Raw genomic sequence first — 20669 nt, 5'->3', positions numbered from 1 at the left:
GTAACAAGGTAGCCGTACCGGAAGGTGCGGCTGGATCACCTCCTTTCTAGGGAGAACGACCTCCACAGAGAGACATACCTCACACAGACGGACGGACCCGCCAGTCCCGCTCATGCCTTTCGCCGCGCCCCCCGGGGCGCGCAGTGTCCGGTCTCGAGGGCTCGCCCTCGCCGTACCTTGAGAGCCGCATAGCGTGACCAAGACTAATTTAGATTCTTCTTCATCAAGAAGGACGCATCTGATCGCGCCGGCGCCTGCGCCGGCGAGTGTATGTTTGCACCGGACCATCTCGAAGAGAAGATGGTAAGGGCACACGGTGGATGCCTTGGCACAGGAAGCCGACGAAGGACGCGACAAGCTGCGATAAGCCACGGTTAGGGGCACATACCCGCTCGACCCGTGGATCTCCGAATGGGCGAACCCGCTGGGGGCCATACCCCAGCGCCCCGCGCTGAACACATAGGCGCGGCGGAGGCAACCCGGGGAACTGAAACATCTAAGTACCCGGAGGAAGAGAAATCAAACGAGATTCCCCCAGTAGTGGCGAGCGAACGGGGACATAGGCCAAACCGGCGGCCGCGCAAGCGCCGCCGGGGTTGTAGGGCCACTCACAGCGCAGTAAGAAACCGCCGCGGGAGCGGAACGGCCTGGGAAGGCCGGCGGAACAGGGTTAGAGCCCCGTACGCGAACCCGCCGCGGCTGCCGAGTGGATCCTGAGTACTGCCGGACACGTGAAACCCGGTGGGAAGCAGGGGGGACCACCCTCCAAGCCTAAATACTCTCCTGTGACCGATAGTGGACGAGTACCGTGAGGGAAAGGTGAAAAGCACCCCGGGAGGGGAGTGAAATAGTACCTGAAACCGTGTGCCTACAAGCAGTCGGAGCACCCCTCGGGGTGTGACGGCGTGCCTTTTGTAGAATGAGCCAGCGAGTTACGGCGTGCGGCGAGGTTAAGCTAGGAAGCGAGCCGCAGCGAGAGCGAGTCTGAACAGGGCGTTCAGTCGCGCGCCGTAGACGCGAAGCCAGGTGAGCTATCCATGGGCAGGCTGAAGCGGGGGTAAGACCCCGTGGAGGGCCGAACCCACCTAGGTTGAAAACTGGGGGGATGACCCGTGGATAGGAGTGAAAGGCCTATCAAACCTGGAGATATCTCGTTCTCCCCGAAATAGCTTTAGGGCTAGCCTCGGACGTTTACCTGCGGAGGTAGAGCACTGGATGGTTGCGGGGGCCTCACCGCCTACCAAGACCAACCAAACTCCGAATGCCGCAGGTCCAGAGTCCGGGAGTCAGAACATGTGGGCTAAGCTGTGTGTTCGAAAGGGAAACAGCCCAGACCGCCCGCTAAGGTCCCGAAATCCATGCTGAGTGGCAAAGGATGTGCGTTTGCTCAGACAACCAGGATGTTGGCTTAGAAGCAGCCATTCATTTAAAGAGTGCGTAATAGCTCACTGGTCGAGTGGACATGCGCCGACAATATACGGGGCTAAGCATGGTACCGAAGCGGCGGACCGATTCAATCGGTGGTAGGGGAGCTTTCCGTCTGGGGCGAAGCCGCGGGACGACCCGCGGTGGACCGGCCGGAAGTGAGAATGCTGGCATGAGTAACGAGAGGGGCGTGGAAAACGCCCCCGCCGTAAACCCAAGGTTTCCTGGGCAAGGCTAATCCTCCCAGGGTCAGTCGGGAGCTAAGGCGAGGCCGGAAGGCGTAGCCGATGCACAGCAGGTCGACATTCCTGCACCTCCGACGCGGCGCTATCACCGACGGGGTGACGAAGAAGGGTAGCTCAGCGGGGTTCTGGACGTCCCCGTGATCGCACGTAGGCCGGGGGGTTGTGAAACGCGCCCCCCGCGAGGGCCGAGGTGCGGGACGAAGCCTCGAGGCGAAGTGAGTGAGCCCATGCTTCCGAGAAAAACCCCTAGGGAGCCGCCAGGAGCCCGTACCGCAAACCGACACAGGTGGGTGGGTAGAACATACCAAGGCGATCGGGAGAACCATGGTTAAGGAACTCGGCAAAACCGCCCCGTAACTTCGGGAGAAGGGGTGCCGCCGCCGGTGGAGGGACTTGCTCCCCGAGCCGGAGGCGGCCACAGTGAAGAGGCCCAAACGACTGTTTATCAAAAACACAGGACTCTGCTGAAGTCGTAAGACGACGTATAGGGTCTGACGCCTGCCCGGTGCCGGAAGGTCACGAGGAGCCGTCAGCGCGAGCGAAGCGGCGAATCCAAGCCCCGGTAAACGGCGGCCGTAACTATAACGGTCCTAAGGTAGCGAAATTCCTTGTCGGGTAAGTTCCGACCTGCACGAAAGGCGTAACGATTTGGGCGCTGTCTCAACCATGGACCCGGTGAAATTGCACTAGTCGTGAAGATGCGACTTACCCGCGGAAGGACGGAAAGACCCCGTGAACCTTTACTGCAGCTTGACATTGGCTGCCGGTTCGTCGTGTAGAGGATAGGTGGGAGACTTTGAACCCGGGACGCCAGTCCCGGGGGAGTCGCCCTTGGAATACCACCCTCGACGTTCTGGCATCCTAACCCCTCGCCGTGATCCGGGAGGGGGACCGTGTCAGGTGGGTAGTTTGACTGGGGCGGTCGCCTCCTAAAACGTAACGGAGGCGCACGTAAGGTCTGCTCAGGGTGGTCGGCAACCACCCCCTTGAGTGCAAGAGCATAAGCAGGCTTGACTGCGAGGCCCACAAGCCGAGCAGGTGGGAAACCAGGTTCTAGTGATCCGGCGGCTCAGAGTGGAATGGCCGTCGCTCAACGGATAAAAGGTACTCCGGGGATAACAGGCTGATCTTGCCCAAGAGTCCACATCGACGGCAAGGTTTGGCACCTCGATGTCGGCTCATCGCATCCTGGGGCTGGAGCAGGTCCCAAGGGTACGGCTGTTCGCCGTTTAAAGCGGTACGCGAGCTGGGTTCAGAACGTCGTGAGACAGTTCGGTCCCTATCCTCCGTGGGCGTAGGAGAACTGAGGGAGGCTGCCCCTAGTACGAGAGGACCGGGGTGGACGGACCTCCGGTGAACGGGTTGTCAACCAATGGCACTGCCCGGTAGCTGAGTCCGGTCTGGATAACCGCTGAAAGCATCTAAGCGGGAAGCCAGTCCCGAGATGAGTTCTCCTTTCGGTAAGGCCCCTCGTAGACCACGAGGTTGATAGGCCGCAGCTGCAAGCGCCGCGAGGCGCTCAGGCGAGCGGTACTAATCGGCCGAGCTCTTCTTTTCCCCACATGGGCCGGATCGGTGCGGACTTCATGGTGAGGGAGGCGTCTTGGCGCGCTGTGCGGCCCCCAGGGCACGGCTCGGCCGTCCCGGGGATCGAACGCCCGACGCTGGTCGGCGGCCATGGCAGGGGAGGCACACCCGGTCCCATTCCGAACCCGGAAGTTAAGCCCCCGAGCGCCGATGGTACTGCGGGGCAAGCCCGTGGGAGAGCAGGACGCCGCCGACCAGCGACGGGCATTCGACAGGAGGGGGAGGTCCCGGGGGGCCTCCCCCTCCTCGCGTTTCCGGGGCCCCGGCCCGCGCGGGGAGGCAGTGTTTTGCGACTCTGGCACCTTTATCAACCATTTTTTTGGCATATCTGCCGTTCGCCTAATTATGCTAAACGTCGCGTAGGCTTCATGCTTAATAGCTTGAATGTTTAAAATAATTTGAAATTGCATTATGCATCTTAAATAAATCAATCATAAACCTACCGTTTGCCATGCGACACGCACTCTGCCTTTTATTTTTCCTGCTAATAAGCCATATATAGAAGGTGTGCAAAATTCGCTGTACCGTGTTCCTAGGGAGTGAGTTCGTGGTGAATGACAAGATGCTGCCAGCCAGTTCTTCTCAGGATGCGATTTGGGATTCCTTTCTGCGTAAGGACTTACTGCGCTCATGCAGACGACGCAGTGACGACGAGGCTCGTTGCGTCGTGTTTTGTTCTGAGTGCGGAATGGGAAAGACGAGACTTCTCAAGTCAATTCTGTCCATTGAGACCCGCGCGGGCTCTTGCGTCAAATACTCGCTTTTCGTGCCAGAGGACGCCAGTTCGGCGCCGGGGAGAATCGTTCGCATTGCCCGCGAGGTCGTTGCCTCCCGCAGGGCCGGCAAACGAGTGGCCGTGCTCCTTGAGGGCGTGCCTCCCGGAGACGAGTCGGACGTGGGTCGCGAGCTCCGTGCCATACGCAAGATGCTAGGTGCCGGAGCGCTGGTGGCGATGACCATCAGTCCTGATTCGGCGGTCTTGTTCGAGAGCTTGGATGACGCCATCAGGTTCACTGGCCAGGATCTTTGCATCCGCGACTTTAGCGAATTCCCCGACGAGGACCAGGCGTTGCACCTGTCGCATGGTGTGCCCTCCCTTTGTGCCGCTCTTGTGTCTGGAGGTCTGCTGGAGGGGCGATTCTCATCCGTTAGATATCTTGACGCGCTCAAGCGCCTGATCATCTCGCACTTACGATCGAGCCTGTCCGACGAGGATCTTATGCTTCGTCTTGCGATGATCCTCCTTGGTAGAGGCAGCTTTGACGACCTTGGTGAACTGGGGCTGCGACCTGATGGCGAGACCCTCCTTTGGATGCATGAGTGCGCTCCTGCGCTGGGAATCGACTTTGTGGCCGACGGATTCTCTGTTGTTGGAGCGGATGACCAGGAGATTTTCCCTGGGCTTGCTTCCGTGCTAGGGGAGTATGGAGCCATTGCGTCCGAACTCTGTAAGAGCTGTGCGGAATTGCTTGCGCGCAGAGGTGAATACGTGCGCTCCGCCATGCTCGCTCGGCTCTGCGTGGACGAGGATGCCCTTGCCCTGGCGGCGTCGTATGGAGTGGGGTATATCCTGTCGGGCCGCTTGGCCGAATGCGAGGGCCTTCAAAATGCCGGCACTCCCATAGGGCAGGACCTTTGCATGCCCGCAGTGGTGACTCGTCAGGCAATGCTGGAGCTATCGGGCACCACGTCGGAGTATGCGCGGGGAAGACTCGCGATGGGCTACGCGCGTACCGAGCTGGCGCAGGGGTATGGTCCCGCGACAAGGTACGTGAGCTTGCTGGGAAACGTTAGGGACGTGCTCTCTGGCAGGGTGTCACGCCCTCTCTGTGCGAAAAGCGCGGACGATGACGAGTGGTCACACCTCCTGCGCCTCCATGCGACGGTGCTCGGACTTTGCGCAGGAGGAAAGCTGACCTCTGCATTCGCGCTGCTGCTCGACGAGCCAAGGAGAAGAAGCCCGAAGGATTTGCCGTCCGCCCTGGCGTGCCTCGACTTCTCATTTCTAAGATGTCTCATGGGCGAGGCCGCCACCGCAGAGGAGGAAGGGGAGCTCGTTGTGGCCCGGGAGGTCATCGAGCGCTGCTCGCCTAAGAGGCTGTCGATCTATCGCAAGGCGCTGGAGTCCTCCGCCAGCATCCTCATGGGCAGGAGGGAGTCCATAGAGGGGCTCGAGCTCGCCATCGCCCGGGCTGGAGAGTACGGGGACCTGCTCGTTGAGGCAGCGTTGCTCGTCTCTGGCGCCGTGGGAGACCTGGGGGCCGACTCTTGCTCGAGGGCGCACGTGCGCGCCACGCGCGCAATCGAGCTTGCTGATGCCGCGAATTCGAAATACCTCGCCTCGGCAGCCCGGTTGGTTCTGCTCGCCGCGCGCATAGCGATGGGCGAAAAGCCGCCAGTCCAGCGAAAGATCGTGGACCTGACGCCGCTTGACCAGCTTGGGGTGATGCTGGTGAAGGCGAGTCATGGCGAGCGCGTGCGCGTCGGGAGCATGCGCGGCCTCTCGTCAAAGAGCTTCCCGCGCGAGCTGTTGTGGGCGTTAGGCTTGGTCGCGACGCGCTGTGGCCCTGCTTCCGCGGCCCTGCGCCTGAGCCTTCCCGACAGCTGGAGTCGCGCACTCGAGGCCATTCCAACCCCTCCCGTTTGCATGGACGAGCGATGCGGGGGCGATAATCTGGAAGGGGAGATCGCCCTCGACGCCGCGGGGTTCTATCGACCTCCCGCGCGCAGGGCGAGCGTGACGCTGCTGGGCGGGCTCAACGTGAGCGTGGACGGGATTGCCGTGCCCATCTCCCGGCTGGGCAGGAGGCATGCGGGTGAGCTCCTCTGTCTCCTCGCCATGGCAAGGGGCCATAGGCTTCGAAAGCACGAGGCCCTCGAGGCGATTTGGGGAGACCGGGATTACGTTCGTGGCATGCAAAAGCTCTACGAGTGCGTGTCTACGCTCAGGTCGATCCTGGGCGGTCGGCACGATGGGATGGACCCTCTCGTCAGCAATAGGACGAACGGGAGCCTGGAGCTCAACGAGGAGCTCGTCTCGGTTGACATAGACGAGTTGAGGGCGGAGCTCGACGGCGTATTCGAACAGGAGGGCAGCGATCGCTTCCTCCTGGCCCACGCGGCGCGGGCGCGCAGGCTCTACGGGGGCGGGGCGGTCGTCGGGGCGGTGCCTGACGTCACCGGGGCATACGGGCGGCAGGCCAGAAAGCTGCGGAGGACGTATAGCGACGCCATGGTGAGCGCCGCCTCCGCGGCGCTCAGGGAGGGGAGGCCCTACATGTCCTCCCTCTTTGCCAGGTCGGCAATCCAGGAGGGCGGGCGCAGCGAGGACGCCACGGAGGCCCTTGTCAAGGCGCTGGCGATGATGGGTCGCTTCGAGGAGATTCGGGAGATGTGGGACGAGTACGCCCGCTCTGGCCGCAGGGGAGGGGCAGCGGCCGAAGCCGCATCGACGTTTGACAGGATCTTCCGCGAGGCGCTCGAATCGCGGGGCGACGACGAGACAGAAGGGGACCGCCAGCCTGACAAATGAGAGTTGCGACGCCTTGCGGTTGTACTGTCAGTGCGGTGCCGTTTTGGTGAGAGGACGCAACGGGCACGGGCGTGACGGATGCTATTGATAAAGTTAAAGAGCTGAAGACTCTTCCTTGGAACTAAGGTTCCACGCACGAAAAGGAGCGCCATGCCCAACCTTTTCTCGCGCCTCCTTTCCCGAGGCGCCGACAAGCAGCTCAGGGAATTCGAGAAGATCGCCCGAGAGGTCAATGACAGGGAGGCAGAAGTCTCCGCGTTGTCAGACGAGGAGCTTGCAGGTCAGACCGTGCTCTTCAGGGAGCGTTACGCCAACGGCGAGAGCTTGGACGACCTGCTACCCGAGGCCTTTGCCACGGTGAGAGAGGCCTCCGGGCGAACCCTGGGGCTTCGCCACTTCGATGTCCAGGTCATCGGCGGCATCGCCCTGCATCGCGGGATGATCGCCGAGATGAAGACAGGCGAGGGCAAGACGCTCGTTTCGACATTGGCGGGCTATCTCAACGCAATCTCGGGCGAGGGCGTCCACGTTGTCACGGTCAACGACTACCTTGCCAAGCGCGACAGCGAGTGGATGGGGCAGATCTATCGCTTCCTGGGCATGAAGGTCGGCCTGCTACAGAACGGCATGAAGCTCGACCTGAAGAAGCCTGCCTACGAGGCGGACGTGACTTATGGCACCAACTCGGAGTTTGGCTTCGACTACCTGCGCGACAACATGGTCACCCGCCCCGGCATGCGCGTGCAGCGGGGACACCACTTCGCCATCGTCGACGAGGTCGACTCCATCCTGATTGACGAGGCGCGCACGCCGCTCATCATCTCTGGTGCCGGAACGAAGTCGGCCAGCACCTACAAGGACTTCGCGCGCGCCGTGCGAGGGCTCGTCCAGGACGTCGACTTCGAGATGGACGAGGCGAAGCACACCATCGCGACCACCGAAGGCGGACTCAGGAAGGTCGAGGCCGCCCTGGGCGTGGACGACATCTATGGCGACATGAGCGGCCAGCTGGTAAACCACCTGCAGCAGGCGCTCAAGGCTCAGTACATGTTCCATCGCGACCAGCAGTACGTCGTGGTCGATGGCGAGGTCAAGATCGTCGACGAGTTCACCGGCCGCATCATGGAGGGCAGGCGCTACTCGGAGGGCCTGCACCAGGCGATCGAGGCGAAGGAGGGGGTGCTGATCCGCGAGGAGAACCAGACCCTCGCGACCATCACCCTGCAGAACTACTTCCGTCTCTATGACAAGCTCTCGGGCATGACGGGCACCGCCATGACGGAGGATGCGGAGTTCCGCGAGATCTACAAGCTGCCGGTCCAGGCCATACCGCCCAACAAGCCCGTCATTCGCGTGGATGGCAACGACCTCGTCTACCAGACCATCGACGCCAAGTTCAGGGCGGTTGCCGAGGACGTGGCACAACGCCATGCAAAGGGCCAGCCCTGCCTGGTCGGCACGGTTTCCATCGAGAGCTCCGAGCGTCTATCCCGCATCTTGGACAAGCGCGGCATCAGACACGAGGTGCTCAACGCCAAGTATCACGAGCGCGAGGCGCAGATCGTGGCCCAGGCTGGCCGAGAGGGAGCCGTGACCATCGCCACGAACATGGCCGGACGAGGAACGGACATCCTTCTGGGAGGCAATCCCACCGCACTCGCCGAGGACCTCCTCGCCCAAGAGGGCGTGCCCGATGAGGAGGTCACCGAGGAGCAGCGTGCCGACGCCCTCGAGCGCGCGAGGAAGATCTGCGCCACCGAGCGCGAGCATGTCGTCGCGGCCGGCGGACTCTGCGTCATCGGCACCGAGCGGCACGAGAGCCGGCGCATCGACAACCAGCTGCGAGGACGTTCGGGCCGTCAGGGAGATCCCGGCGAGACCGTGTTCTACCTCTCGCTTGACGATGACCTCATGCGCCTCTTCGGCGGTGACCGCATGGACCACGTCGCGGCCCTGATGGCCAAGTATGACATGCCTGCCGACATGCCCATCGAGTCGAAGATGGTCACCAAGGCGGTCGAGAGCGCACAGCGCAAGGTCGAGGAGATCAACTTCTCGATGCGTAAGAACGTCCTCGACTACGACGACGTCATGAACAAGCAGCGCCAGGTCATCTATGAGGAGAGGAACAAGATCCTCGACGGCAAGGACCTCGTGGGCCATATCGCCGAGGTACTGCGGGACACCGTGGAGCACAACGTCGACCTGTACTGCTCGGAGGACATCAACGCCAGCGACTGGGACTTCGAGGGGCTTCTCAAGTGGGTTGCGGGGCTTACGGGGAGGAGTGACCTTCCCGAGCTCGACGAGGACATGGAGCGGGCGGACGTCCTCGAGGCCGTGTGCGACTACGTCTCGGGATGCTATGCCCAGAAGTCCGAGCGCCTGTCGGACGCCATCATGCAGGAGCTCTCCGCCCAGGTGATGCTGCGCGTCATCGACACGCGCTGGATGGCCTACCTGCAGGAGATGGACTACCTCAAGACCGGTATCGGCCTGCGTGGCTTTGGCCAGCGAGACCCTCTGGTGGAGTACAAGACCGAGGCCTACGCTGCCTTCACCGAGCTCGTGAACACCATGTACGAGGACTTCCTGCGCACCATCCTGCGCATCGAGCTCGCGCATGCGCCCGAGCCCCGCGAGGACGACGGCCTTCGTGGGGCAAGCTTCTCGGGTCCCGCCGAGGTCGACGGCGACCGCAGCGGCAGCGTCGTCGCCCGTGCCTCCGACGGCAGGCATGGTGCGACTCCGGCGGCTACAAAGCCCGGCACCTACCGCAAGGAGGATGACCCCGACCCTTACGTGGGCGTGGGCCGTAACGACCCCTGCCCCTGCGGCAGCGGCAAGAAGTTCAAGAACTGCCATGGTAGGAACCGCTAGATGGCGGACCTTACGCGTGCCGACATAGAAGGGCTCTCCGCCAGGCTTGACGAGGTGGAAGGCTACCTCCACCTCGATCAGAAGCGGGCCGAGGCCGACGAGCTCCAGAAGAGGAGCGCGGAGCCCGGGTTCTGGGACGACGCGGATGGGGCGGGCGGCACCATGACGCGCCTCACGCGGCTGCGTGACGACATCGACCGCATGGCAGGCGCCCGCGAGCGCCTCGACGACGTGCTCGCCGCCTTCGAGCTGGGCGAGGAGACCGGCGAGGACGAGCTGTTCGAGGAGGCCGCGAGCCTCAGGGACTCCCTCGAGGCCGACCTGTCCGAGCTCGAGCTCTCGAGCTGGTTCACTGACGAGCTCGACCATGGCGACGCCATCGTCACGGTGACACCTGGCCAGGGCGGACTCGAGGCCCAGGACTGGTGCGGGATGCTCTTCCGCATGTACCTCGCGTACTGCGGTCGCAGGGGATGGAAGGTCACGCTCAACGACGTCAGCGACGCGGAGGTCATCGGCCTCGACCGCGCGACCTTCACGGTCTCCGGAACCAATGCCTATGGGATGCTTCGCGCCGAGCAGGGCGTCCATCGCCTCGTGCGCATCTCTCCCACTGACGTCAAGAAGCGCCGTCAGACCACCTTTGCCGGCGTCGAGGTGCTCCCCGTCCTGCCCGAGGACGTCCAGGTTGACATAGACCCCAACGACCTGCGCATTGACGTCTACCACGCTTCTGGGCACGGCGGCCAGGGCGTGAACACGACCGACTCCGCGGTGCGCATCACGCACCTTCCCACCGGTACCGTGGTGACCTGCCAGAACGAGCGCAGCCAGCTCCAGAACAAGGCCTTCGCCATGAACATCCTGCGCAGCCGTCTCTACGAGCTGGAGAAGGCGAAGCGGGATGCGGAGCTGGAGGAGCTGAGGGGCCCCAAGCGAGAGATCGGCTTCGGCAACCAGATCAGGAGCTACGTCCTGTATCCCTATCAGCTGGTCAAGGACCTGCGTACGGGGGTCGAGACGGGCAACGTGGACTCCGTCCTCTCGGACGGGGACCTGGACAAGTTCGTCGTGGGCTACCACCGCTGGTCCGTCGGCGGGGGAGAGGGGCGATGAGCGCGCTGCCGCCCTGGAGGTCCGTCTTCCGGAAGTCCTGGCTGATAGTGCTGGGCTCCCTCGTCTATGCCGTCGGCATCGACTGCTTCGAGGTCCCCAACGGCCTCGCCGCAGGTGGGCTCACGGGCCTCGCCACCATCACCTCGGCCCTTGCCGCCAAGGCCGGCTTCCATCTGCCCGTGGGCATCCAGACCATCGTGATGAACGCGCTGCTCCTTGGATATGTCTACCTCACCACGAAGGACAAGGGCTACGTGGCACAGAGCGTCGCCGGAATGCTGGTCTCGGGCTTCTTCACCGACCTCCTGGCGCCGCTGCTGCCCATGCTCGCGGAGGGGGAGCTCCTGCTTTCGGCAATCTGGGGCGGAGTTCTCGTGGGCGTCGGCGTGGGGATCGTGTTCCTCTCGGGGGGCAACACGGGTGGAACGGACATCATCGCCCAGCTCATCGCCAGGAGGACGGGCATGCCCCTGGGCACGCTCATAGTGATCGTGGACGGTGCCATCGTGCTCGCGTCGGCCCCCGTATTCTCCATCAGGAACGCGCTCTATGCGGGCGTGGCCATGTACATTGGCGGCAGGTTGGTGGACGTGGTGGTGGACGGCCCCAACATGGCCCGCGTCGCGTACATCATCTCCGACCTGCACGGGAAGATTGCGAACGAGATTCTCTACTCCATGGGTCGCGGCTGCACCGAGCTGCAGGCACGTGGCGTGTGGAGCGGCAACGACCGCCCCGTCCTCATGTGCGTGCTTGGCCGTACCGAGACCATGCGGCTGAAGGAGATCGTCGCCTCCATCGATCCCGAGGCGATCGTCTTCGTCTCCGAGGTGCACGAGGCCTTTGGCGAGGGGTTTGGGAGCCTCAGGGAGTAGCTGGGCCCTTCACCTCTCGGGCGAGGGGTTGCATGAGGTGTTGGTGATCTGTCACGGCGCGTGATGCGTGCTCCCGCATTCGGTATCATGAATAAGATTGCTTCGGATTCGATGAGGCGGGTGTTCCCATGCTGCTCGACCTGCTCAAGGAGAAGTACGTGAGGTTGGGCGTCAAGGCGTCCGACTGGCGAGAGGCGACGCGTCTCTCACTTGCCCCCCTCCTGGAGTCCGGCGCGGTCACGCAGGAGTATGTGGACGACGTAATCACGGGCGCCGAGCAACATGGTCCCTACTTCGTCGTCACGCCACGGGTCGCGCTGCCGCACGCTCGCCCCGAGTGCGGTGCGCTGGAAGACGCCCTGGGGGTAACGGTCCTGGACGAACCGGTCGAGTTTGGCAGTGCCGACAACGACCCGGTCCGCTACCTGTTCCCCCTGAGCGCCACCAGCGCGAGCGGGCATCTGGACGCGCTGGCGTCGCTCGTGGAGCTGTTGTCAGACGAGGACTTCTTCGCCGTGCTCGACGAGGCGTCTTCTCCAAAGGAAGTTGTGGACGCCGTCCGCAACGCGGAAAGGAGCAACTAATGTCTTCTGCCAAGTATCGTGCCCTGGTCTGCTGCCGTGCCGGCATGGGGTCCTCCGCCATGCTCAAGATCAAGTGCGACCAGGTCATTAACGAGGAGGGCTATTCCATCGCGACCGAGGCCGGCAACCTCGATGCCATCCAGGACTTCGACGGGGATCTGGTCATCACCATGAGCGACCTCGCGGAGGAGCTCTTGGCCGACGCCAAGATCGCGCATGTCGCCGGTATTCGCAACATCGTGGACAAGAAGGAGATCAAGGAGCAGCTCGAGGCCTTCCTCGAGGCCGTCGAGGCGTAACTTCACCGTTGGCCAACCTTGTTGTGGACGCAGGGTCCCGGTCGCATTGCTTGCGATCGGGACCCTGCCCTATGTTGAGGGGTCAAGAGGAGTGCGACGAGGAGTGGCGCCTAGTCGTTCTGCACCTCGACGCGCATCATGGTGCCAACGCCGGCATCCAGGAGGGACTCCAACAGCGAAGGATTGGCGGACGCGTCCGTCACAAGAGTGTCGACCTGCGAGGGGCTGCCGTAGCAGAAGCTCGAGTTGGCCCCTAGCTTGCCGCTGTCCGCCACGATGATGTGTCGCTCCGACCGCTCGAGCATGAGGGCGTTGATGCTGGTCTCATGGGAAACCAAGGTCGTCAGGCCCTCCTCGGCGGAGAGGCCCGAACAGCCAAGAATCGCCTTTGCCGCGCTCACCTTCGAGATGCTGTCGAGGGCAAACTCACCCGCCATCGACCATTTGGGGAGGCGAATCTCCCCGCCGGTGAGGATGACGGAGATGGACGAGGACGGCCGTGCCTGCAGGGCTTTGCCATTGTTCGTGACGATGGTGACGTTCTCGGCCCTGATGTGCTCGAGCACTGCCAGCGCGGTGGAGCTGGTGTTCACAAAGACCGTGTCGCCATCCTCCACAAGCTGGGCTGCCGCCCGAGCAATGCTGCGCTTCGCCATGACCATGCGCGAGCTGATGGGGCTTCCCAAGGGGTCTGCGATCTCTGCGATGCCATAGCTACGGTGCACGACACCCTGGCCTTCGAGTTCGTCGAGATCGCGCCTGATGGTGAGAGGCGAGACGCCAAAGCGCACGGCGAGGTCAGCGATGCGGCACCTGCCGGTGACCGTCAGATAGTCGATGATTGCCTTGCGGCGGTGGTCTACCAGGGAGCCACTCCTGCTCATCTTCTCATCTCCTCAGACTGCTTAAAGCGTTCAAATCAATCAAAGTATCCTACAAGCCGAGAAAAAGTGCAGGCTGGACGAGGAAGTCTGCCTGTGATTGGATGCCGTGCAAGGGAAGAGCTTGGTCAATCATCGCGAAATACCAGTTAAACAAGGGTAATTCGAAAGATTTCAAGTTGCCGCTCACACCCAAAAAACAAGCCGCTCGCCATTGCCTTACCCCCGCCCCCAAAGGATGTGTCCCAGCTTCTCAAATAGGTAAATCGCAGCTACATGCTTTGGAGTCCTTATATATGAACGATTAGAACATTTAAACGATAAAAAAGAAAGATAAAATCGTTCAAAACATAAATTCAGGTACGGCAAAATTCAGAAAAGGCATATAATTCTCCTGACAGCAGAGGGGCATGCCATGTCCACCCCTCGTTTGCGCAGCTACGAGTGCTCTGAAGGGGGGTGCAAGAAATGCTACTTCGCCAGCTTTACGAGCTCAAGCGCTACACCCTCGTCGACGGCCCCCTCGAGTGGAGGGACGCCCTTCGTGAGGGCGTGAAGCCCCTGATCGCGGATGGCAGCGTCGAGCCCGAGTACGCGGACTGCCTGATCAAGAACGTCGAGGACCATGGTCCCTACATCGTCCTCCTTCCCGGTCTCGCGATGCCGCACGCCATGGAGGGCGCCGTCGGAACCAACCGCTCCGCCATTGGCTTCATGCGCGTCAAGGAGCCCGTGCACTTCGGCGCGGAGGACGACCCAGACACCACTGCCCAGGCGTTCTTTACGCTCAGCGACGTCGATGCCGAGTCCCACCTGCAGAACATGCAGCATCTCGCCGTGATCATGTCGAACGAAGAGGTGGTCGAGAGGCTCAAGAACATCCAGAGCCCCGAGGAGCTTCTCGAGATCGACGCGCTTGCCGGGGACGAGTAATTCTCCCCACGCCCCAAGGCAACACCGGTTTTTAGTTAGGAGAGGAAATGGACATATTGATGGCAGCGGTCAACTGGTTCGCCAGCACCATTCTGTCTCAGCCTGCCTGGATCATCGGTCTCATCGTCATCGTGGGCTATGCCCTGCTGGGCAAGAAGTGGTATGAGGTCCTCGCGGGCTTCATCAAGGCCTCCGTCGGCTACATGATCCTCCAGGTTGGCTCTGGCGGCCTCGTGTCGGCGTTCCGCCCCGTCACCGTCGGCCTTGGCCAGCGCTTTGGCCTGCAGGCCATGGTCATCGACCCCTACTTCGGCAACAATGCCGTCGACGCGGGCGTCAAGGCCGCTGCCGAGGGCAACGCCTCCGTCAGCTTCCTGATGGGTGCCAACATCTCACAGTACATGCTGCTCCTTCTCTTCGCGTACATCCTCAACATCACCCTCGTGGCCCTGAAGAAGTACACGAAGATGCGCGCCATCTTCACCACTGGCAACGTCCAGGTGCAGCAGGCGGCGACCGCCCTCTGGCTCATCATGTTCTGCTTCCCGCAGCTCATGAGTGGTCCCGCGCTGGTCGTCATGACGATTCTCCTCGGCCTCTACTGGGCCGTCGGCTCCAACATCACCATCGGCCCGACCCAGGAGCTTACCGAGGGCGCCGGCTTCTCCATCGGCCACCAGCAGATGTTCGGCATCTTCCTGGCCTCCAAGGCTGCCGGCTGGATGGCGAAGCGTGACGATGCTCGTCGTGCCAAGAACCCTGGCAAGGAGTCCGTCTTCGACAAGAAGCTCGAGGACATCGAGCTTCCCGGCTGGCTTTCCATGTTCAACGAGAACATGGTCTCGACCGCCATCCTCATGACGCTCTTCTTCGGCATCATCCTGTGCGTCATCGGGCCCGAGTTCCTGATCAAGCTCTCCGACCCCGCACAGACCGACAAGGCCTTCCTGCTCACCGGTAACGCCGCCCTCAAGCCCGGCAAGGACTTCTTCTTCTACGTCCTCTACAACTGCTTCCAGTTCGCGGTGTACCTGACCATCCTGCAGCTGGGCGTCCGCACCTTCGTTGCCGAGCTCACCGCCTCCTTCCAGGGCATCACCCAGAAGCTCATCAAGGGCTCCGTGCCCGGCGTCGATTGCGCCGTCACCTTTGGCTTCGGCTCCACCAACGCCGTGACCCTGGGCTTCATGGCCGGCGCCGTCGGTCAGTTCATCGCCATCGCGGTGCTGATCCTGGCCAAGAGCCCCGTGCTGGTCATCGCAGGCTTCGTGCCCCTGTTCTTCGACAACGCCACCTTGGGCGTCTATGCCAACAACAAGGGTGGCCTGAAGGCCTGCCTGATCATTCCGTTCATCTGCGGCCTCTGCCAGGTCTTCGGCTCCGCCGCCATCGCCTCCTGGGTCCAGATGTACCAGTTCGGCGGCTACCTGGGCATGTTCGACTGGGCGGTCGTGTGGCCTGCGTTCACGGTCATCATGCACTACCTCAGCTGGGCCGGCGTCGCGGTCGTGGCTCTCATCCTCATCGCCATCCCGCAGCTCCAGTACCACTTCGCCCCCAAGGACGAGAACGGCAAGAGCGCGTACTTCCTCGAGGTCGAGGACTACGACAAGTATGTCGAGCTCCGCGACAAGGCCAAGGGCGAGTCCGTCTCTGCATAAGGCTTCACTCCGGTCCGACGGGCCGAACCGCCGGACCGGAACCTTGCCCCGCGTGCCATCAGGCACGTGGGGCAACATCCAAAGAGTGGGACCAACAGAAAGGAACTTTACGATGGGTGCAAAGATTCTCTGCGCATGCGCGAACGGCTCCGGCACTTCCCTGATGATGCAGCTCACCGTCGAGCGCGTTGCCAACAAGCTCGGCATGGACGTGACTCAGGTCCATCACTGCGCCCTCGCCGAGGGCACCTCGACCGCCAAGAACTTCGATGTCGTCTGCTTCCCCCGCAACTTCGAGAACATGTTCGATGCCGTGAAGGCCTCTGGCAAGGTCGTCTGCATCCCCCTGAAGAACGTCCTCTCTGACAAGGAGGTCGAGGAGAAGTTCGTCGAGAACGGCCTCGACAAGAAGTTCGCCAAGTAGGACGCCTCGCCCAATCCAAACAGCTGGGAGCTGCACAGTATGAACTACGAAAAGAAGATTCTGGCAACCGACATGCCCAAGTGCTACGCCATCGGCATGTTTGACGCCGACGACTTCGAGGGCTTCGTGGTCGCGACCGAGAAGGACGGCCCCATCCGTCGCTTCGACCTGGACGGCAATGCGCACGAGAACGTGTGCGACGGCCCTGGAGGGGTCATGACCGTCATGCAGACCCCCGGCCGCGGTGACCAGCTCATGGCGACCTACCAGTTCTTCTCGCCCAACTTCGGCGCCGATGACGCCAAGATCGTCAGCTACACCAAGCAGGTTGACGGCAGCTGGAAGCGCTCCGTAATCTGCGACCTGCCCTACGTCCACCGCTTTGGCGTGCTCACGGGTGCCGATGGCCAGAAGTGGCTCTTCGCCTGCACCATCAAGAGCGCCTGTCGTAACGGGGTGAAGGACGACTGGCTCGTTCCTGGCGCCGTGTATGTCGCGAAGCTGCCCGAGCGCCTGGAGGACTACGACGAAGAGCACCAGCTTGAGCTGACTTGCCTCGCCGACTACCAGCTGCAGAACCACGGCTTCTACTCCGCCCCTGACGGCTCCTTCGCGCTCGTCGGCACTGCCGCCGGCGTGTTTCGCTACGTTCCGCCCGCGAGCGACGGCGAGGACTGGACGGTCAGGTGCCTCGTCGTCCAACCCACGAGCGACATGACTCCCATCGACCTGGACGGTGATGGCAAGGACGAGATCGTGACGATCTCGAAGTTCCATGGAGACGCGCTCTCCGTGTGGCACGAGACCGACGTCGAGGACAAGTACGAGCTCGTGTGGACTGACCCCCAGAAGCGCGGCTTCCTCCACGCCATCTGGTCGGGTGACCTCTGCGGTAGCAAGTGCGCCGTCATCGGCAACCGCAAGGACGAGCGCGACCTCCTCAGGCTCCACTTCGAGGACGGCGAGTACGAGGTCGAAGTCATCGACCACGACCGTGGGCCCGCGAACTGCTGGGTCTTCAGGGACTCCGAGGGCGTGGACCACATCATCTCCACCAACCGCGAGACGGACGAGGCCGCGCTCTACACCGTGCGCGCCTAGCGTCACGCCCAACCATGCCACCCGGCCAATCGCTGGGTGGCATACACACAACAAGGAGGTAAGAATGTCCGCAATCGACGACGTCACTCGCGAGGGTTGGATCATGAGCACCTTCCCCGAGTGGGGGACCTGGCTCAACGAGGACATCGAGAACGCAGTCGTTCCCGAGGGCAACGTCAAGATGTGGTGGCTCGGCTGCACCGGCATGTGGGTCAAGACCCCCGGTAACGCCAACATCACCATTGACCTGTGGACGGGCAACGGCAAGCGCACCCACGGCGACGGCAAGATGAAGGTCGGCCACCAGATGGCCAACATGGCCGGCTGCCGTGCCATGCAGCCCAACCTGCGCAACATCCCCTATGTCTTCGACCCCTTCGGCTTCCACCACGTGGACGCCGTCTTGGCCACCCATTACCACCAGGACCACATGTCCAAGGAGTGGGCCGCGCATGTCATCCAGTCCGGCATGACCACCACGGACGAGAACGGCAACGAGATTCCCGTGCCGTTCATCGGGCCCGAGAAGTCCGCTGACTTCTGGCGCAAGTGGGGCGTCCCCGAGGACCGCATCACCGTCGTCAAGCCCGGCGACAAGATCAAGATCAAGGACCTCGAGATCGTCGTCATGGACTCCTTCGATCGCACCTGCATCACCACGACCGACTCCACTGGCCCCGACCGCGAGGACCTCTGGGGCAAGTGCCCGATGGACATGGACGAGAAAGCCGTCAACTACCTGCTCGTGACCCCCGGTGGCAACATCTACCACAGCGGCGACTCCCACTACTCCATCTACTTCGCCAAGCACGGCAAGGACATCATGAAGGAGTACGGTGGCGTCGACGTGGCCTTTGGGTCCTTTGGCTGCAACCCGCTCGGCATGCAGGACAAGATGGAGGCCTCCGACATCCTGCGCATGGCCGAGGCCCTGCAGGCCAAGGTCGTCATTCCCATCCACTGGGACGTCTGGACCAACTTCATGGCCGACCAGCGCGAGATCGAGGTCCTGTACCAGATGCGCAAGGATCGCCTGAACTATACCTTCCATCCCTACTACTGGCGGGTCGGCGGTGACTACACGTACCCCCTCGACAAGGACAAGAAGGAGTACATGTACGATCGCGGCTTCCACGACTGCTTCGACCACGAGCCCAACGTGCCGTTCCGCTCGGTCCTGTAGGCATGGCAGCGTAGGCGACAAGCCATGACGTTGGGCCCCGGACGTGCGCGAGCCGCGTCCGGGGCCCTCGTCTTAGGAATGGTCCGGCTGACGTCCGCGGCCCATGGCGCGGCTCGGGAAGCTTCGCGGCTGCAGGTCTCCCCGCGCTAGAATTGAGTCATCCACGAGGGCCGTCGTCGCGACGGCCGGAAGCATGGAACACGACGAGAGGGGTCACTATGATGCTCAAGGAACTGCGCGAGAAGGTCTACGAGGCCAACATGGACCTTCCCAAGTATGGACTGGTCGTGTTCACCTGGGGCAACGCCTCCGAGCTCGACCGCGAGAGCGGCCTGTTCGTCATCAAGCCCTCCGGCGTCGACTACGACGAGCTCTCGCCCGACAAGCTCGTGATCTGTGACCTCGACGGCAAGGTGGTGGAGGGCGAGCTCAACCCCTCCTCCGACACGCCCACTCACGCCTACCTCTACAGGGCCTGGGGAGACAAGGTCGGTGGCATCGTCCACACCCACTCAAACTGCGCCGTGGCCTGGGCCCAGGCCGGTCGTTCCATCCCCTGCTACGGCACCACGCAGGCCGACTACTTCTATGGCTCCATCCCCTGCATGAGGGGCCTCACCAAGGAAGAGATCGAGGAGGCCTACGAGCTCAACACCGGCAAGGTCATCGCCGAGGGCTTCGAGGCCCTGGACCCCATCGCCCAGCCTGGCTGCCTCGTGCGCAACCATGGACCCTTCAGCTGGGGCAAGGACGCGGCGCAGGCTGTCTACCACGCCAAGGTGATGGAAGAGACGGCGCTCATGGGCCTGCGCACCGAGACCCTCTGCGGCGTGATGGGCAAGCCGGTCAAGGAGGCAGAGGCCCCGCAGTATCTGCTCGACAAGCACTACATGCGCAAGCACGGCCCCAACGCCTACTACGGCCAGGGGAAGTAGGGCGTCGCGCAAGGGCATGTCATCCGGCCGCGGGGCTGGGCCTCCGTCCCGCGGCGCTACGAAGGGAGCCCCATGGGCAAGAGCTACGAGCTGGGACTGTACGAGAAGGCGACCCCCCAGGACCTGAGCTGGGAGGAGCGTCTCCAGGTGACTGCCGAGGCCGGGTTCGACTACATGGAGATCTCGGTCGACGAGTCCGACGCCCGCCAGGCACGCCTGGACTGGACTGCTGCGGAGAGGGGCGCGGTGGTCGAGGCCATGCGCAACACGGGCGTGCCCCTGGGCTCCATGTGCCTCTCGGGCCACCGCAAGTGGCCCCTCGGGGCAAAGGACCCCAAGAAGCGCGAGTACGCCCTGGTCATGATGGACAAGGCGCTCGACCTCGCCTGCGACCTCGGCCTGCACATCATCCAGCTGGCCGGTTACGACGCCTACTACGAGGAGGACGCTCACGCCGACTCCGAGAGGTACTTCGCCGAGAACCTGGCCAAGGCAACCGAGATGGCGGCCAGCGCGGGCGTCGTGATGGGCTTCGAGACCATGGAGACTCCCTTCATGGACACGGTCGAGAAGGCCATGTGCTACGTCGACCTCGTGGGCAGCCCCTTCCTGGGCGTCTATCCCGACGCGGGCAACCTGACCAATGCCTCGCTGATCTATGGCAAGTCGGTCGCGGATGACATCGCGACTGGCGCCGGGCACATCTTCGCGGCTCACATGAAGGCGACCGAGGCGGGCAAGTATCGTGACATGCTCTTCGGGCAGGGTACGACCGACTACGAGGGCGCCCTCTCCCAGCTCGTCCCCCAGGGGGTTCGTCGCTACGTCTGCGAGATGTGGTACCTCGGCTCCGATGCCTGGAGGGACGACGTGGCCCATGCATCCGAGTTCGTCCGCGAAAAGATCGACGCCGCGATGGAAGAGCTGGGATAGGCTATCCCTTGTAATATGGTGCCATCTGGCCACTTCGCTCAAGTACGGTGGAAGTCGCCCGTTGGCGGGCGCGTC

14 protein-coding genes and 2 rRNA genes are annotated in these 20669 nt (G+C 62.7%); 15 read left to right on the top strand and 1 reads right to left on the bottom strand.

Features of this window, described 5'->3' with window-relative positions; all coding sequences use genetic code 11:
• The first annotated feature begins 293 nt into the window (after nt 1-293).
• The 8 genes from Q5923_RS09160 (at nt 294) to Q5923_RS09125 (ending at nt 12543) form a co-directional block, all read left to right on the top strand.
• Nucleotides 294-3227: ribosomal RNA gene (locus Q5923_RS09160) — 23S ribosomal RNA — on the top strand.
• Between the two features lie 110 nt (nt 3228-3337).
• Nucleotides 3338-3453 (top strand): 5S ribosomal RNA (gene rrf / locus Q5923_RS09155).
• Nucleotides 3454-3945: 492 nt separating this feature from the next.
• Complete coding sequence (locus Q5923_RS09150) at nt 3946-6789, top strand: hypothetical protein (protein WP_303133600.1); 2844 nt, start codon at nt 3946-3948, stop codon at nt 6787-6789.
• Between the two features lie 150 nt (nt 6790-6939).
• The gene (gene secA, locus Q5923_RS09145; RefSeq protein ID WP_303133598.1) at nt 6940-9669 is read left to right on the top strand and encodes a preprotein translocase subunit SecA; all 2730 of its coding nucleotides are present in this window, start codon (nt 6940-6942) and stop codon (nt 9667-9669) included.
• Complete coding sequence (gene prfB, locus Q5923_RS09140; protein WP_062529288.1) at nt 9670-10785, top strand: peptide chain release factor 2; 1116 nt, start codon at nt 9670-9672, stop codon at nt 10783-10785. It abuts the gene before it with no gap.
• Nucleotides 10782-11660 (top strand): YitT family protein, encoded by an 879-nt coding sequence (locus Q5923_RS09135; protein ID WP_303133596.1) that lies wholly within the window; start codon nt 10782-10784, stop codon nt 11658-11660. The genes prfB and Q5923_RS09135 overlap by 4 nt, the downstream gene beginning before the upstream one ends.
• A gap of 128 nt (nt 11661-11788) precedes the next feature.
• Nucleotides 11789-12244 carry a PTS sugar transporter subunit IIA gene (locus tag Q5923_RS09130; RefSeq protein ID WP_009278167.1) on the top strand — a complete coding sequence of 152 codons (456 nt, stop codon included), beginning with the start codon at nt 11789-11791 and terminating at the stop codon, nt 12242-12244.
• Nucleotides 12244-12543: a PTS sugar transporter subunit IIB gene (locus Q5923_RS09125; RefSeq protein WP_062529292.1), complete on the top strand. Its 300-nt coding sequence runs from the start codon at nt 12244-12246 to the stop codon at nt 12541-12543. Before Q5923_RS09130 ends, Q5923_RS09125 begins: the two co-directional genes overlap by 1 nt.
• A 110-nt stretch (nt 12544-12653) precedes the next feature.
• On the opposite strand, the gene Q5923_RS09120 is transcribed toward Q5923_RS09125, so the two are convergent.
• Nucleotides 12654-13427, bottom strand: a complete 774-nt coding sequence (locus Q5923_RS09120) for a DeoR/GlpR family DNA-binding transcription regulator (protein WP_062529294.1) — start codon at nt 13425-13427, stop codon at nt 12654-12656.
• A gap of 465 nt (nt 13428-13892) precedes the next feature.
• On the opposite strand from Q5923_RS09120, the gene Q5923_RS09115 reads away from it, so the two are divergent.
• The 7 genes from Q5923_RS09115 to Q5923_RS09085 all read left to right on the top strand — a co-directional run bounded on the left by Q5923_RS09115 (nt 13893) and on the right by Q5923_RS09085 (nt 20594).
• Nucleotides 13893-14357 (top strand): PTS sugar transporter subunit IIA, encoded by a 465-nt coding sequence (locus tag Q5923_RS09115; RefSeq protein WP_062529296.1) that lies wholly within the window; start codon nt 13893-13895, stop codon nt 14355-14357.
• Nucleotides 14358-14404: 47 nt separating this feature from the next.
• On the top strand, nt 14405-16018 hold the full coding sequence (locus Q5923_RS09110; RefSeq protein ID WP_062529298.1) for a PTS ascorbate transporter subunit IIC: 1614 nt from the start codon (nt 14405-14407) through the stop codon (nt 16016-16018).
• Nucleotides 16019-16130: 112 nt separating this feature from the next.
• Nucleotides 16131-16442: a PTS sugar transporter subunit IIB gene (locus Q5923_RS09105; RefSeq protein ID WP_062529299.1), complete on the top strand. Its 312-nt coding sequence runs from the start codon at nt 16131-16133 to the stop codon at nt 16440-16442.
• Nucleotides 16443-16481: 39 nt separating this feature from the next.
• Nucleotides 16482-17543, top strand: a complete 1062-nt coding sequence (locus Q5923_RS09100) for a hypothetical protein (protein WP_062529301.1) — start codon at nt 16482-16484, stop codon at nt 17541-17543.
• Nucleotides 17544-17607: 64 nt separating this feature from the next.
• Entirely contained in the window at nt 17608-18726 is a 1119-nt protein-coding gene (gene ulaG, locus Q5923_RS09095) for an L-ascorbate 6-phosphate lactonase (RefSeq protein ID WP_062529303.1), read from the top strand.
• Nucleotides 18727-18944: 218 nt separating this feature from the next.
• The gene (locus tag Q5923_RS09090) at nt 18945-19661 is read left to right on the top strand and encodes an L-ribulose-5-phosphate 4-epimerase (RefSeq protein ID WP_197414893.1); all 717 of its coding nucleotides are present in this window, start codon (nt 18945-18947) and stop codon (nt 19659-19661) included.
• Nucleotides 19662-19733: 72 nt separating this feature from the next.
• A complete protein-coding gene (locus tag Q5923_RS09085) occupies nt 19734-20594 on the top strand; it encodes an L-ribulose-5-phosphate 3-epimerase (protein WP_303133593.1) in 861 nt (286 codons plus the stop codon).
• The last annotated feature ends 75 nt before the right edge of the window (nt 20595-20669 follow it).

Source organism: uncultured Olsenella sp. (assembly GCF_959602185.1).
Taxonomy (GTDB): domain Bacteria; phylum Actinomycetota; class Coriobacteriia; order Coriobacteriales; family Atopobiaceae; genus Olsenella_I; species Olsenella_I phocaeensis.
The sequence above is the reverse complement of the archived record's forward strand: the minus strand, read 5'-3'. Positions and strand labels throughout refer to the sequence as shown.